Source organism: Saezia sanguinis, from assembly GCF_003991585.1.
Taxonomy (GTDB): domain Bacteria; phylum Pseudomonadota; class Gammaproteobacteria; order Burkholderiales; family Burkholderiaceae_C; genus Saezia; species Saezia sanguinis.
The window spans coordinates 46,549-61,800 of record NZ_PQSP01000008.1 but is presented as its reverse complement, the minus strand read 5'-3'; the positions used below and the strand labels follow the sequence as shown (position 1 = coordinate 61,800).

Annotated in this window: 14 protein-coding genes; 8 read left to right on the top strand and 6 right to left on the bottom strand. The window is 51.1% G+C overall.

All coding sequences use genetic code 11. The features are described 5' to 3' along the window. Positions 1-58: 58 nt before the first annotated feature. Positions 59-3,115 carry an autotransporter family protein gene (locus tag CUZ56_RS12195; protein WP_162615343.1) on the bottom strand — a complete coding sequence of 1,019 codons (3,057 nt, stop codon included), beginning with the start codon at positions 3,113-3,115 and terminating at the stop codon, positions 59-61. 429 nt (positions 3,116-3,544) lie between these two features. On the opposite strand from CUZ56_RS12195, the gene CUZ56_RS12190 reads away from it, so the two are divergent. After that, a complete protein-coding gene (locus CUZ56_RS12190; RefSeq protein ID WP_126980681.1) occupies positions 3,545-4,783 on the top strand; it encodes a glycosyltransferase family 9 protein in 1,239 nt (412 codons plus the stop codon). Between the two features lie 23 nt (positions 4,784-4,806). Here the strand turns inward: CUZ56_RS12190 and CUZ56_RS12185 are convergent, their stop codons facing one another. Next, complete coding sequence (locus tag CUZ56_RS12185; RefSeq protein ID WP_162615342.1) at positions 4,807-5,868, bottom strand: glycosyltransferase family 2 protein; 1,062 nt, start codon at positions 5,866-5,868, stop codon at positions 4,807-4,809. Positions 5,869-6,111: 243 nt separating this feature from the next. Here CUZ56_RS12185 and CUZ56_RS12180 point away from each other — a divergent pair, with 243 nt between their 5' ends. The 3 genes from CUZ56_RS12180 (at position 6,112) to yiaY (ending at position 9,376) form a co-directional block, all read left to right on the top strand. Further along, on the top strand, positions 6,112-7,065 hold the full coding sequence (locus CUZ56_RS12180) for a hypothetical protein (protein ID WP_126980679.1): 954 nt from the start codon (positions 6,112-6,114) through the stop codon (positions 7,063-7,065). A 258-nt stretch (positions 7,066-7,323) separates the two neighbouring features. Beyond that, positions 7,324-7,740 carry a hypothetical protein gene (locus tag CUZ56_RS12175; protein WP_126980678.1) on the top strand — a complete coding sequence of 139 codons (417 nt, stop codon included), beginning with the start codon at positions 7,324-7,326 and terminating at the stop codon, positions 7,738-7,740. Positions 7,741-8,227: 487 nt separating this feature from the next. Continuing rightward, on the top strand, positions 8,228-9,376 hold the full coding sequence (gene yiaY, locus CUZ56_RS12170) for an L-threonine dehydrogenase (RefSeq protein ID WP_126980677.1): 1,149 nt from the start codon (positions 8,228-8,230) through the stop codon (positions 9,374-9,376). 121 nt (positions 9,377-9,497) lie between these two features. Here yiaY and CUZ56_RS12165 read toward each other — a convergent pair whose 3' ends face one another. Then, positions 9,498-9,845, bottom strand: coding sequence for a hypothetical protein (locus tag CUZ56_RS12165; protein ID WP_126980676.1), 348 nt, complete (start codon positions 9,843-9,845; stop codon positions 9,498-9,500). 263 nt (positions 9,846-10,108) lie between these two features. On the opposite strand from CUZ56_RS12165, the gene CUZ56_RS12160 reads away from it, so the two are divergent. The 4 genes from CUZ56_RS12160 to CUZ56_RS12145 all read left to right on the top strand — a co-directional run bounded on the left by CUZ56_RS12160 (position 10,109) and on the right by CUZ56_RS12145 (position 13,105). Continuing rightward, positions 10,109-10,918: a class I SAM-dependent methyltransferase gene (locus CUZ56_RS12160; RefSeq protein ID WP_162615341.1), complete on the top strand. Its 810-nt coding sequence runs from the start codon at positions 10,109-10,111 to the stop codon at positions 10,916-10,918. 151 nt (positions 10,919-11,069) lie between these two features. After that, entirely contained in the window at positions 11,070-11,837 is a 768-nt protein-coding gene (locus CUZ56_RS12155) for a hypothetical protein (RefSeq protein ID WP_126980674.1), read from the top strand. 120 nt (positions 11,838-11,957) lie between these two features. Further along, entirely contained in the window at positions 11,958-12,425 is a 468-nt protein-coding gene (locus CUZ56_RS12150; RefSeq protein ID WP_126980673.1) for a hypothetical protein, read from the top strand. Between the two features lie 116 nt (positions 12,426-12,541). Further along, positions 12,542-13,105, top strand: a complete 564-nt coding sequence (locus CUZ56_RS12145; RefSeq protein WP_126980672.1) for a DUF4189 domain-containing protein — start codon at positions 12,542-12,544, stop codon at positions 13,103-13,105. Positions 13,106-13,120: 15 nt separating this feature from the next. Here the strand turns inward: CUZ56_RS12145 and CUZ56_RS12140 are convergent, their stop codons facing one another. The 3 genes from CUZ56_RS12140 to CUZ56_RS12130 form a co-directional block, all read right to left on the bottom strand. After that, complete coding sequence (locus CUZ56_RS12140) at positions 13,121-13,522, bottom strand: LysR substrate-binding domain-containing protein (protein ID WP_126980671.1); 402 nt, start codon at positions 13,520-13,522, stop codon at positions 13,121-13,123. A 73-nt stretch (positions 13,523-13,595) separates the two neighbouring features. After that, positions 13,596-14,399: a MetQ/NlpA family ABC transporter substrate-binding protein gene (locus CUZ56_RS12135; protein WP_126980670.1), complete on the bottom strand. Its 804-nt coding sequence runs from the start codon at positions 14,397-14,399 to the stop codon at positions 13,596-13,598. A 55-nt stretch (positions 14,400-14,454) separates the two neighbouring features. Continuing rightward, positions 14,455-15,252: a MetQ/NlpA family ABC transporter substrate-binding protein gene (locus tag CUZ56_RS12130; protein WP_126980669.1), complete on the bottom strand. Its 798-nt coding sequence runs from the start codon at positions 15,250-15,252 to the stop codon at positions 14,455-14,457.

The following is a 15,252-nucleotide window of genomic DNA, read 5'->3' as shown; positions in this document are numbered from 1 at the left end:
TATCGTGCAACCATTGGCCTATCCGGTAGCTAAAGGAAAAATAAAGCAGCGTCAGGCCTTACCACTGCCAGCCCAGGCCAAGCTGTATCTCATAGCGCTTGAAGCTCTCACTGCCATGCTGCAACCCGATATGCCCCCAGGTGCTCAGGCGCTCGGTAAGTTCTCCCTGCACCCCGATCTTGACTTCCCCGACGTTCCTGCCGATGTCACTGCTCAGTGCCATACCATTGAGCTGGACGCCGTTGTCAACGTTGTTGTGCAGCCAGTTGAGTTCGATAAACGGTGCCACACCTTTCTGGTCTGTAGCGAGTTGCCCGTACAACCGGGCACCCAGCCGGGTCTGGTAACCACTGGCCTGGTTGTTGCTGTACCAGGTGCCATGGCTGTCGTAGAAGTTGTCGGCTTCCAGATGGCTGTAGATGACCTGGGCATGGGGTTCAAGTATCCAGGCGCTGCCGTCTTCATGGCGGTTGATTTCAATGCCATAGCCGATTTCTGCCGAGAGTGCATAACCGCTGCTGTCGTATTTGCTGGTGTGGCTTTGTGCAGCTCCGCTGAGTTGGTTGTCATACCAGGCGTAGTGGCCCCACAGGTCAATATAGGGGCCTTTGTTTTGCTCTGGCATCCAGCTGCCATAGATGCCGATGCTGTAGCCTTCTACCTTACCATCGGCAGTGGTGCCGGTCTGGTTGGACTGGTTGTTGATGCGGCTGGTGCCATAGCCGCCATAGATGCCGGCAACGATGTCGCCCTGCTTGATGAGGTCTGCCCCGATCTGTACCAGGCTGGTGCTGATGTCGGCCTGTTGCAGGCCACCCAGTAGTTTGGTTTCGCCGTCGGTGTGGTTGGTTCTGATCCACAGGGTCTGGTCAGGTGAGCGGACGTTGTCGCGCCTATCCAGGATGTTGTGGTTGAACATGGTGGCTGCTGCATACTGGTTGCCCAGGTAGGAGCCGATGTTGGGGTTGTAGATGGGGATACGGATGGAGGGTGAATCAGGGTCGCCAGGGTTGATCGGAGGAACAACCACAAGACTACTTTGCAGATACCAATTATTTTCGGTGCTGACCTGACTGCCCTGCCCCAAAATATATTCGTAGGCGCCTGCCGTAACAGGCGCACCCAGCACAAAAGCATCATGACTGGAAGTACCATTTACCGTCACAACTTCGATGCCATCGCCCGAAAGCCCGCCTCCCACGCTGCCGGCTGTTGGTTGAATATATATTCTGGTGGCGCCAGAACCTGTAGATGCATGATCCAAAATCAGACGGTCACTCACGCCGCCATCATGCAACTGCGTATTCAGGATTAAAGAACCCCCGTTCGATACGTAGGCTGTTGTACCGGTACTGTTGCCAATCGTCAGTGTACTGCCGGCCAGGTCATTGACGCCCATGGACAAATCAATCGAACCGCTGGCATTGTGATTGAACGTATCTATGCCGTCGAATACGGCATGCGTCACCGTACCATCCACATTCTTTGCCGAAAACCGGATGAGCCCATCATTATTGAACTGCCCATCCGTACCAAAGATGCTGGTCACAACGCCTTTACTGCCGGAACTGAAATCCTGCAACGACAAGGTACCACCGGCCTGATTATTAAAGATAGCCTGAGGGCTTGCAAAACGTGTAAAACCTGTAATGACCCCGCCGTTATTCACGGTGGTGGAACCGGATGCATTGTGCGCATAAACAGCAAAGTCATTTGCAGAAGAAACCTGGGAGCCTGTTGATAACGTTAAAGTCTGACCGCCTTGTACGAGATTATTTAAATAAATACCATATCCACTACCTGCCCCGCCTTTAATGTCGGCGTCGGAATAAAGCAGCACCTGGTTCGCGCCACTGAAGCTGGATGTCTGAATCGCAATCGAATTCGCACCTTCGGCCAAAACCTGCCCGCCAACCCGCACATCAATTGCCCCAGTTGAACTATAAGCATCAATACCTAACAAATTATCGCCTTGCGCAACTATTTTTCTGGCCATTGAATCAATGCTGACATTGCCGCCACTTCCTGTTGCAATGCCTCTGATGACAAAGTTGCTTGTCGCACTTGCATTATTGGAAGTCACCTGAATCAAATCGACCTGTCCGATACGGATCTGTGCATGCGCGCCATTTGCGGCCTGACTGGCAATTGCACTGAGACTGGTACCATCGCCATACACATGAATCGTATCCGCGCGCACAATATTAACGGCCGCCGTATAGCCAGCACTGTTGGCGGAAACCCTGATACCCGTCTGCCCCTGGTCATTGGCACCGCCTACAATGATAGACCCATTTGCATTGTCAAACTCCACCAGCACATTGCCTGCATTGGCGGTTGCCAGAATGCCGGAGCCGCCCTGTATGTTATCTGTGCCCCCGGTATCAACCGTAATGCTCCCGCTGGCATAAACCGTCACATTGCCGCCTGCACTGTTGTTGGTAACCGCATTGATACCTGTCATCGGTGAGGAAGTTGTCACACCATGCTGTATCAGATGCGTCAACGAAATGCTGCCTTCCTGGCGAATCGTAATGTTGCCATTTGGCGTATCATTTTGGGCATTGATCCCGTCTGTTTTAGATCCATGCGCAATGATTTTGCTGTCTGCGCCTAAAAAATTGATCTCTATATCACCGGTATTGCTTCCTGTGGCATATGCGCCAATACCTATCGCATTGGAAGCATTCAAATTGATACTGTCGATATTTTCAATATTCAGCCTGAGCAATCCGCCATTGGTACTCAGCCCGTACACACCAGCAGAAGCGCCAGTGCTCGAATAAGTCCCTGAGCCAGGCGGAGAAACAGAAGGCGTGCCCATGGTTCCAGCCAGAGAACTGTAAACGCTTGACCTGTCAACCGTGATGACGCCCCCCACCTTGCTGTAAGTCAATATTCCGCCCTGGGAAGATGCCGTATCCAGCCGGATACCATAGCTACCGCGGCTTGCCCCCTGATTCAAAGTGTTCTGAATGTGAATATCGTCTGCGGAATTGGACAGGACTGTGGGTGTGGACACCAAAGAATCCGGCTCCTGCCCGTAAACGCCAATCACGCCGGCCCCGTCAATGAGGACATCGGCCTGTGCGCCTATATTCAATGCCCCAAACATAACGGCTGCTGTGATGGGAGTCAGCCTGAAACATTTTTTATGAATGCTGCTTTTTTTATGTGCCATGAGATACCTATGTAATTTTTGGAGATAAAGCGTCAATATTTTTATTGCCCTAAATAAAAATCTGCATTGCTGCTATACCTACCGGCCCTTCATGTTTATCATAAAAAGCCGTACTTTATCCATAAACATCCTGGCTAATGACGCAATTTGTGACATATTTCCGTAGAATGCCGCTTTTTTGTAACGCCTACAGATTTGGATCTGTTCTTCAGACCGCTTTTCAGTTTCATCAATCCTGAAAAACAGTCTGGCACACGCCAAACGCATATCGGCAGCCTGCACATTTCAAATGGGTCCACCAAGTACAGTTACAATAAAAGCCGGTTTACATCAAAGCGCCCGTTTTTATTTTCGAAAGTGACCATGTTTCTTTATAAAGCGCTCTATTTTTTTAAACGGATTGATTACCAGGTTTCCATGTGGCTGGACAAGGCCGTGATCAACTGGCGCCTGAGAAAACACCAGCGCCGGCAGATTGACAAGACTGCAATCAAAACTATTCTGCTGCTTAGAAACGATGGCATTGGCGACATGGTCATCACCACCGCTCTGATCCGTGTGCTGGCGCAGCATGGCTATCAGGTCAGCGTCATGTCACAAAAAAGCGCTTTGGAGATCATTCAAAACAATCCGCATGTCGCGCACACATTTGTCTGGCGCGACAACTACTCATCCGGTGAAATGCGCCAGGTTGAGCAACAGGTGCGTGAGCAGCACTTTGACCTGATTATTGACATGCGCTACCCGGTGTACTTCAAACACTCGCCGCACCGTATCATGCTGCCATACTACCTTGGCGGCAAATACACTCTGGGCTGGAACAAAAGCGCGCTCAAATGCTATGACGCCTCTATCAATCACTACACCCGCCGCGGCCATTACATCACACTGGTTCAAAAGTTTCTGGCCTTTTTAGACATCCACAATGCGGATCTTTCCTACGAGTTTTTCATTGACCCGGCGGCTGAAGCCGCTGCCGGCTCCTTTATCGACGCATTGCGCACCGATCACGGCAAAGTCATTGTGCTCAACCCTTTTTCCGGCCACCCGCGCCGCGACATGACCAATGAGCAGATCCGCCAGTCCATTGAACTGCTTTTGTCCAAATACCCTCAAGCGCATTTCATTGCTATCGGTGTCAAAACACGTGTGGAAAAACTCATCGACACCCTCAAAATAGAGCGCCTGGTTTACTACAACTCAAAAAGCATACTGGATGTGGTACCGCTGATTCAACGCGCGGATCTGGTCATCAGCCCTGATACCTCCATCATCCACGTGGTCGCAGCTTTCCAGAAGCCTTTGGTTGGGTTGTATGCATCGGGCCGCAGAACGCCGCGCTCACTTTCTGACGTTAAAACCCATATCAAAGAAAAATACCATGAGCAGGTGGATGAAGCGCGGGCCCGATTTTTTGATGGGCCCAACGTGCGCGCCGGAACCAGGCCCAAAGGCAAGCTGCTGCTGGTGGAAAACTCCTTTGGCCCGAATAACAAGAACGCCATCCAGTTGAAAAACTATACCCACAGACTCTCGGAAATACCGGCGGAAGCTATTTTTGAAGCCTGCGACCAGTTGTTAAGCCGTACCGGCCCTGCGTAATGCTTCCCAAGGGCATACCCGCCTTATGCTCGCTTTTTGGCCCAGAAAAACAGCCACAGTTTTTGACTGCCTGAATTCAAAATCAGTGCCCTTTTCAGGTGCTTAAAATTCCGGCTGCGCAGACAATAAGGAATAGCACCGAATTCGTGCACCTCCTGCACCGCGCCTGCCAGATCGCCACGCTTGATTCTTTGGACCACCAGATTGGTAAAGATAATCACAATCCGGTCTTCCCAGCTTTGCAGAAACTGAACGATTTTCTTTTTGTGCGGGCCATCGTATTCGCGCTCTACCAGCGCGGTTGAGCGCTGCCGGCTGGCCAGGTCAATATGCACTTTCTGTGGCGTCATCGTGCTCATCACGGATTCCTGATTCCAACAGTAATGGTAAAGCACTTCGGGTACGCTTTTGACCCGCGCATAAATACCACAATGCATCAGGAATTCCTGGTCTTCGCCCACAGAACACCCCGCTGTAAAGCGGATGCCATGTTCGGCCAGAAATGACTTTTTCGTCAACGTCGAATAAAGGCCAATGTAGTCAACCAGGCCCGACGCATAACACTCCAGCAGATTCATCTCGGGATAAGGCGCCCCCTGAATCTTGTTTTCCTTTTCATGCAGCGTACCGCAGTAAACCAGGTCACAGTTTCCCTGCGCCATTCTGGCCGCCAGCTTTTCCAAAATCGTGGGTTCATAGTAATCATCGCTGTCAATGAAAGCGATATAGTCGCCCGCGGCATGATCCAGCCCCGTGTTTCTGGCCGCCGCCACGCCCTGGTTTTCCTGGCAAATGATCCGAATGCGTGCATCATTTTGGGCGTAGCTCTGTGCGACTGCAACTGTCGTATCGGTCGACCCGTCATCAATGATCAGCAACTCCCAGTTCTCATGGGTTTGCGCCTGCACAGAATCAATTGCACGCGCAATGTATTGGGCCATGTTATATGCAGGCATGATGACAGAAATAAAAAATGACGCTTCTATGCCCGACATCAACCATACACTCCGCTTCTGATAACCCACATACGCATTGGCAGCAATGCCCCCTATTGCCTGATTGCCATATTGTAAACACCTCGGCATTTGTTGAGCACATGCGTGCAATGCCGTCATTTGGAAACATGCGTCAAACATCTCGCCGGCACGCCAGATTCCTGGGTCAACAACACGGATATAGTGCGCCGTTTCACAGTCTGCCTGCGTGAAATCTCATGCTAAAAACCGTATACCCTATCCGCTTTTAATCAGATTCAACCCTTTCCCCTACAATAGTACAATTTCCGCTGACCATTGTTGCCCGTATCAGAGGCGTTCGGATAGATCATTATGAACAAGTACCTGAACACGTTACCTTACTCAAACTACCCGTTCATCTGGGCCGACTATGTTGAACTCCAGACGCTGGCCTGTGAGAACAAGGTATTCACTCATAACGACTTTACATCACTGTTGCTGCAAAACCAGGAATGTGCATGCGCTCACCCGCCTATCACCCAGGAAGATGCCAACACACTCTGGCAGCAACTGATTGAACACTGCTACCAGCGGATGAGCTTATATGCAGGGCACTACCCGTTCATTGTCGAACAGGACCGCAGCAGCATTAAACTCAATTTTGTTCTGACCCATCCGAAGCAGCGCCTGTACCTGGGAACCGTTCTGGCAGCCAATATGCGCCATCTTTCCCCTGAGTGGCGTGACCGCATTACACAGGATTTTGCCGAAACCTGTCATCAGCTTTTCATCAACCTGATGCCTGTAGGCACCAAAATCCAGTTTCTGATGCCTTCGCCCGACCAGTTCCCACCCCATGAGCAAATACAGTACATGGCACGCATGACACGCGGCAAGGCCTTATGCAACCCGCAGGATTTCAGCACGCACGAAATCCCGCTGTCCTCAGGCACACCGGCTTCCGCCAGCAAAGCAGGCATTGTCGATATGATGGCCTGGCACCCGATGGGTGATGAGCGCGACGGCATTCCCGTTGCCATTGGCCGCTGCGACTGCGCCAGCGAGCACTGGTACAGCAACCAGCAAACCCTGCTTAACCTCAACACGCAGCTTTATACACGCCATCCGTGGGCCAACTACCACTTCAGCCCGATTGACCTGTACACCGCAGAAAAAGGCTGGGCATTGAACAACCAGATCGGACGTGTGATTCTGCTGGACCGTTATCGCATTCTGACCCTGGCCGAAGAATACTTCATCTATAACGACGTACCGGACCTGGAACACATTGACTATCTGCACCAGCGCCTGCACGATCAAGCGTAAGCCAGACATATTTCATTGATCAAAGGCTGTCGGGAAACAGCCTTTTTCTTTTATGACACGGCATTTTTGCTGAAAACTGCCTGCCCAGCAAAATCCTGGAGGAGCCTCACCCATGCTGGGTTCTATTTAGCGGTGAAACCCACATCTCCATAGTGACCGCAGGCTTTCTTATATAATGGGAAGTATTCCCCTTGTGCAAAATCTGGATTTGCACCTGTACATCGGCAATAACAATGACCCAGAGTTTCAGAGTTTGTTATGAACCTTACAGACCGCTTAAAAAATTACCTACAAGAATCTCAAGAAACACCTTCTGACAATGCCGTCATCGATGGCAATACCGGGGTTGATTACTACGTCACCTCCGCATGCATTGACGATGCTTCAGGCCAGCAGGCCATCAAAGCGGTGCGGGTCAGACCGAGCCAGCAGGCCCAACTGGGAGATGAAGAATTCCTGATTTTGAGAGACCTGCTGGTCCATCTGATTCAGTCCAAACAACTGCATTTTGCCACTTTGCAAAAAAGCAAAAAAAACAGCTGGCGCCATGGTTCGGATCTTTTCTTTAGTCCTGCCGGTTTTATATCCGTCAATCCGGAAGAAACTGTTTCCGACAACGTAGGTGATGTGCCTGAGTTTTTTATGGAGCTTGAATTTCTCCAGCACGCATTCTGATCTCTCGCTTTCCACACGCTTTTCACACGCATCCCCCCGCAGGATAGATACTGCGGAATAAACGCGCATTGCCTCCACACATCTCAACGTACACCAGAGCGTAGCTGCTTTCTGGCATGGCCTTTGCCTGCGCCTTATCACGCGCAATCTCAATACCCCTAATAGGGGAATATGCTTTATGATTCCCGTATCATGGGTCTTATATTTTATAAAAAATAGCTTTTTAAATTATTTGAATTTCAAGTTTGAGCACAGTCAATTTTTGCTGAATACACTTGAACTAGAATGACATATCCTTATCTGACATAGATACATTATTCCTGAATCTATAAGCAAATCACGATGCATTGTCAATGCGTATCAGATACGTCAACGCTCGAAAGCTGTCAATCTTCACCTTCCCCGCGCTGTCTTCCGGCCTCACTTTGCGACGCCATGATGTTGCTGCACATTCAGATCATTCAAACCAACTAGAAAGGTAATTCCCATGAGTACATCATTTTTCATTCCTGCAGTCAATGTAATGGGAGAAGGCGCATTAGGTGATTCCGTCGGCTTGCTAAAAGGCTATGGCTTCAAGCACGGGCTGATCGTCACCGACGCTTTTTTAAATAAAAACGGCGTCGTCAAAACAGTTACCGATTTACTGGATAAACAAGGCATCAAATCCACAGTTTACGACGGCACCAAACCCAACCCCACCACGAAAAACGTCAAAGACGGATTGGAACTGCTCAAAGCCAACCAATGTGACTTCGTGATTTCTCTGGGTGGTGGCTCACCGCACGATTGCGCCAAAGGCATTGCGTTATGCGCCACCAACGGCGGCGACATCAGCGAATATGAAGGTGTTGACCGTTCTGCCAAACCGCAATTGCCGCTGGTTGCCATCAACACCACCGCCGGAACCGCCAGCGAAATGACACGTTTTTGCATCATCACCGATGAAAAACGCCACATCAAAATGGCCATTGTGGACCGCAACACCACCCCGGTACTCTCGGTCAACGACCCCGCATTGATGATGGGCATGCCTGCAGGGCTGACCGCCGCAACAGGTATGGATGCTCTGACCCATGCGGTCGAAGCCTACGTATCCACCGGTGCCACCCCGATTACCGATGCATGCGCCCTGAAAGCCGTCGAAATCATCTCTCAAAGCCTGCGTACGGCCGTCAAGGATGGTAAAAACGCCAAGGCCAGAGAAGATATGGCTTATGCACAGTTCCTGGCCGGTATGGCCTTCAACAATGCCTCTTTAGGTTATGTACACGCCATGGCCCACCAGCTGGGTGGTATGTATGACCTGCCACACGGCGTTTGCAACGCTGTGCTGCTGCCCCATGTGGAAGAATTCAACATGCAAAGTTCTGCGGCACGCCTGAAAGACATTGCACAGGCCATGGGTGTGGACGTCAGAAGCATGGATGATCAGCAGGGTGCCAAGGCATGTATTGCAGCCATCCGTTCATTGTCCAAAGACGTTGGTATTCCGGCCAATCTGACAGAACTGAAAGCCAAGGCGGAAGACATTCCCACATTGGCCGCCAATGCGCTGAAGGATGCCTGCGCTCTGACCAACCCGCGTAAAGGGACACAGGCAGACGTTGAAGGCATCTTTAAAGCCGCCATGTAATCCTGAACAGATATATCGCACACAAAAAAGACAAAGCATATGCTTTGTCTTTTTTCATTTCCAGAGTGAATGACTCCTGCCTTTCGCAGGCTGCCAGTTCCCTAACCAGCAAAAAAGAAGACTATTGCTGCCCTGCGGCTGCATCGGGCGGCGCATTACTGCCAGCCATATCGGCACTTGGCTCTACGCCAAAAACAATCGAACACTCATCCTTGTCTGCACACAAGGTATCGATAATCTGCTGGAATATGGCTTGCTCTTCAACATGCTTTTCTTCAATCAGCACATACAGCCGCCCCTCCTCCTCACGCACCACACGCCAGCCAGTGCCGGAAGGATAAGAGGTTGTTGCCCCCGTCTGCGCCTGCTGCCCGGCAGGCTGGGCAGCCTGCTGCGCCAGAGACGGTATTGACCAGACACTCAACAGCAATGACGCAGAAAAACAGATTGTCTTGTTAAAAAATCGCATGTTTTTAAACTTCTCGGCTTTTTCAGGCCTGCCGGCCTGAATACCCCTGTTAACAAAAGTGAATCATACCTTAATTGTCAGGAATATGGTGATCATACTTTTCTGCCAGCCGGACGGGTTCAAAGGGAAAACCGCTTTTCTCTGCGCCCCATATCCGCTCACGGCAAGTCCGAACACAGGCAATTAGAGCCAAACCCCAATTGACTTACCTTTTTTATGCCTGAATAATGAAAGTGAACACTTTCACTTCGCAGGGGCCCATTATGAAAAAGACACTGAGCTTCAGCAACCCCATATCCAACACCTCGCTGATTTCCCTATGGATGCGGGCGTATGAAAGCCATCGCCCCAATGGGCTGTTCAAAGACCACTGTGCAACCCGCCTGGTGGAACAGCTTCCGTTTGACTTCAGCATTTATCACGACGAATACATTACCCAAACCTGTATTGCACTGCGTACTGAATATTTTGACGCCATTGCCAAGCAGCACATGCGCGCCTCCCCCAATGCCTTGCTGGTGAATCTGGGCTGCGGGCTCGACGCCCGTTTTCAGCGTACAGATCGCGGCAAGGGCTCCCAGATTGACCTGGACCTGCCCGACGTGATTGCCGTTCGCAATGAACTGATGCCGGCAACCAGCAGCCGCAACACATACTGGGAGGGAAGCCTGCTGGAAACAGAATGGATGGACCGCTTGCTCAAGGAATATCCCGATGCAGATCTGATGTTTATGCTCGAAGGTGTACTGATGTATTTTGAAGAAGAACAGGTCCGCAACCTGCTTGCAGAGCTGGCCCATCGTTTTGAGGATGCGCACATCGTCTTTGACATCTGCTCACCGCTCACCGTGAAAAACACAAGCCTCTATGAACAAATGTGGCAGGCTCCGGTGCCTTTTGTATGGGGCGTGGCAAACCTCAAAGAGCTTGAGCACTGGCACCCCAGACTGTGCCTGAAAGAAGTCGTGTACTACTTTAACCGCCACCCCGAACGCTGGGGCTGGTACAGTTACTGGCACCACGTTCCCAAATTTGGCAATGCCACCCGGATTGTGCATTATCAGGTTCAATAAACACGTTTTTAAAAATATGCTCCTGCTGTTAACAAGACAATGGTTCTGACGCCCGGGCAGCATCTGTTGCATTCAATGCAACCGGCTGTCTCTGTGTTATTCTTTTTCACTTAGAATGCCATGGGCCTGTTTATTTTTGCTGTGCTATTCCATGAACTCCAACGCTACACTTCCTCCATCCTCCCAAGCGATTCAGAAGAACTTCAATCCGACATTTGCGATGTGGGGTTTTCTCATTGCGAGCATCATCATTTTTTACCTTTACTTTGAACTGCGTTTCATACTGTTCATTGTTTTTGGCCTTTTTTTCGCCCTGCTGTTCATTAACACCATTGAATGGCTTACCGTTACATCAGAAGGCGTCAGAATCAGAAGCCTGATCAAAAAGCCTCTATTCTTTCCATTTCGTGAATTCCGCTTTGAACCCATGTTACGCGATTACACGCGCTGGGCAACCCGAAATGTCGAGATATTCGATATCGCCTCAGGCAAGCAGGTGCACAGTATCCGCCTGAACAATTTCATGCAGCATCTGGTACTGCTGACGTATATCCGCTGCGCCCAGTCCATTGCACGAGGCCAGCACCTGGCACTCCCGGATCAATGGACCCCCAGCCCTGAACTCGATGAGTTCAAAAGAGACAACTTTGTATTTACAGAAAACCAGATCACCATCAATGACCGGGTTTTTCCCAAAAACGCCATTACGCTGGTCAAGCTGGATTACCCTGTGGTCTTCACAGCAGCACCAGACAGGCTCGCCAGCAAAAATCCGCATACACTGACCATACAGACCGGCGCACAGAACCCGCCATTTCAATTGCCCGTGCTCAACGAACTTAAGTCCTTGTCAGAACTGGATGAGCGTCTGCTGCTGTATTTTCAGGATATGCCGGGTAAATACGTCGCTGTCTGCTGATTTCTAAGCTATGGATCTGGCACTCTGGGCTGCTTTGGCGCTGCCCGGCTCAGCGTTATCGCCCTTAATTGATATATCCACTAGAATGGCCTTGTTTCCTTCTGGTTGAGAACCCTTTGCATGAAATACAAGCGATTCACATTGGCACTGTTCTTTGGCTTGACCGCGGCACTGGTCGAGACGTTACTGCTGCTGCTTGGAACCTCCTTGAGCGCTCAGGCGGCCCAAACTCCTTTCCTGTTTCTTCCCGTTTTGGGTCTGTGCGCCATCCCGGCATTCATCACAGGTGCAGTTTTTGCCATGCAGTGCCAACCACAGGCTTCACGTGGCCGCATCGCTTCCAGAACCTCTTCTGCCTGCCTGATCATCACGTTCATAAGCATCATGTTGTATCTGGTCGCCGGCTTTTACATCAACTCAGGTTCCACCCCTGATGCGGCAACAAGCCTGAGCGACCTGCTGCGTAACAATTTTGGCAATGCTTTGTTTGCGGCATTAACAGCCGCTTTCTGTGCGCTCATTGTGGCGCATATCGTGCTTGCCGTCACAAGGCACCGGCCTGTTACGCCGCCACCCTCCGCGACATAGACCTAAACGCCATTGCCCGGCTGCGCATTTATCCGCCTGAAATAGCATGTTTTCATACATCCTGATTCATCAGGGTATGCTATGATTTTTAATATTTTTCATAAGCATTGATCACAATGATAAGAGCCCTCTCTTTTTCTGCGTCGCTGATCTTCGCCGTTACAGCATTCGTCACCACCGGATGTGCACAAACGCCCGCCCCATCTGCACAATACATCTCAGAGCCTCGAAGCGGTGGCGGCATTGCTGCCCTTTATGCCCAGCGCAGGCTGCCCTATGGCCTTCATGATGTTGATTCAGCCACCCCTGCAAACGACAAAAGCGCTGATGAATCATGGGGCGCATTTGCCATGGTCGAACCCGAGCAGGTCAAAGCCACGATCAGAGGCCGCCATGTCGTCTATCTTGGTTTTGGCATGGCCAACCACCATGAAACCCGCCAGGCGGCTGAAGATGCCGCGCTGCAGATGTGCCAGGCAGACGGGCTGGAAGGCTGTGCCGTGCGCTATGTCTTCCAAAACCAGTCGATGGCATTCTATTTCAGCCCGCTGAATCTGGCCTATGGCTGGGCTATCGCCGCGACACCCAACAGAGCCACAGCCCGGGCCACAACCATTTGCGAACAATACAGCCGAACCGGTGCCTGCCAGTTGTTTTATAACAGTTTCCCGTCAAAATAGCGCGGCAGAAGCGCCTTATGCTGTCTTCATGCTCTTGGGCAACACAACTGCGTCCTTCCCGACAAACAGGCTGACAATCAGTGCCCGCAGCCATTTGACGCCTTCGTCCTGATGCAAGCAGCGGTGCCAGAAAATATGGGTCGCAAGTGCCGGTAGATCTAAAGGGGATTTCATCATCACCAGATTCAGCGGCCCAACCACCTGCTGCGCCAACCTTTCAGCGACTGTCGCCAGCCAGTCGCCCGACGCCACGGCAAAACAGGCCGATAAAAGGTTAGGCAAAATATGCTGCTGCAAAACATCAACGCCTGCCTGCTTTAAATACAGGGAAACGTTGGGATAAGGCGCCGTCTGCTCGGCAATGACCAAATGCTCTGCATTTTTGAATTGCTCAGGCGTCAGTACTTTCCCCGCCAGCGGATGCTGATGGCAATTAAAGCCAAAAAGCGCTCCGGCGGAGCGCTTTCAAATATCTGACAGGCACGTCCTTTTACCACGCAGCAAGGATGCTGCCCTTGAACTCATCTTCAATGAACTGTTTGACTTCCGGTGAGAAATAGGCACGCAACAGTTTCGCCAGTTCGGGCGAATCCTTATCAGCAGCACGCACCGCAATGATATTCATATACGGCGAATCTGTGCTTTCCAGCGCAATGGCATCTTTTTTCGGGTCCAGCCCGGCAGGCAAAGCATAGTTGGTATTCACCGCACCGGCATCCAGCTCCGCCAGCGCACGCGGCATTTGGGCCGCGTCCAGCTCAATGATTTTCAGATTCAGCGGGTTTTCTTTGATATCCAAAGGCGTAGCCGTCATGCCCACATTGGGTGCCAGCTTGATCAGCCCCAGTTGCTGCAGCAGCAACAATGCGCGCCCGCCGTTGGTGGGATCGTTCGGAATCCCGATACGCGAGCCCGCTTTGATTTCCGCTACGCTGCCAACACTTTTGGAATACAGCCCCATTGGAAAGAGCACCGTTTCAGCAACAGATACGATCTGATAGCCGCGGTTCTGTATCTGGTTGTCCAGATACGGCTTATGCTGAAAACTGTTGGCATTCAGCTCACCCGATACCAGCGCTTCATTGGGCAGTACATAATTGCTGAACTCAATGACCTCAATGTTCAACCCATCTCTTGCTGCAACCCGCTTGACCACATCCATGATCTGCGCGTGCGGCCCTGGTGTCACCCCGACTTTATAAGGAGTGCCCTGCGCCAAAGCACTTGTCCATGCACCGCTCACGGTCACCACCGCAGCCAGCAAAGCACCCAGAATAAATGATTTACGTTTCATTATTTTTTAACCTTTATTCAGTATTCAATCAAACAGTTGACTGTAAAAACCCGTATTACCATGTCGGCAGAATCGCGCCTTTGAAGGTGGTTTCAATAAAAGCCTTGACTTCAGGAGAGCGGTACGCACGGATGAACTTGGCCACGTCCTCATTGTCTTTATCGCTTTCCCGCACTGCAATAATGCCTGTATAGGGAGAGTCTGCCGGCTCCAGAATCAACGCATCCTGCTTGGGGTTCAGCCCGGCATCCAGCGCATAGTTGGTCGGAATAACCGCCAGCCCCACATCGCCTAAAGAGCGTGGCAGTTGCGCCGCATCCATTTCAATAAACTGCAGTTTATGCGGATTGCTGGCAATATCCTGCACAGTGCCGTTTATACCAAAATCAGGCTTCAGTTCAATCAGCTTGGCATCTTGCAGCAGGATCAATGCACGTGCATTGTTGCTGGGGTCGTTCGGCACACCCACTTTGGCGCCCTCAGGTACTGCTTTCAGATCGGTCAGCGTGCGGGAATAAATACCCATCGGAAATGCAATCGACTGCGAAATTGCAATCAGTTTCAGCCCCTGTGAGCGCACCTGATTATCCAGATAGGGTTTGTGCTGGAAACTGTTGGCATTCAGCTCGCCTGAGGCCAAAGCCTGATTGGGCAGCATATAGTTGGTAAACTCGATCACTTCAACATCAAGCCCGTCCTTGGCCGCCACAGCTTTGGCCGCTTCAACAATCTGCGCATGTGGGCCAGGCGTGACCCCCACACGAAACGGTTTGCCGTCTGCCAAAGCCAGTCCAGATACAGAAACACTGAATACCGCAGCCAGTACGCTGCGCAAAAATAACTGACGCTTCAT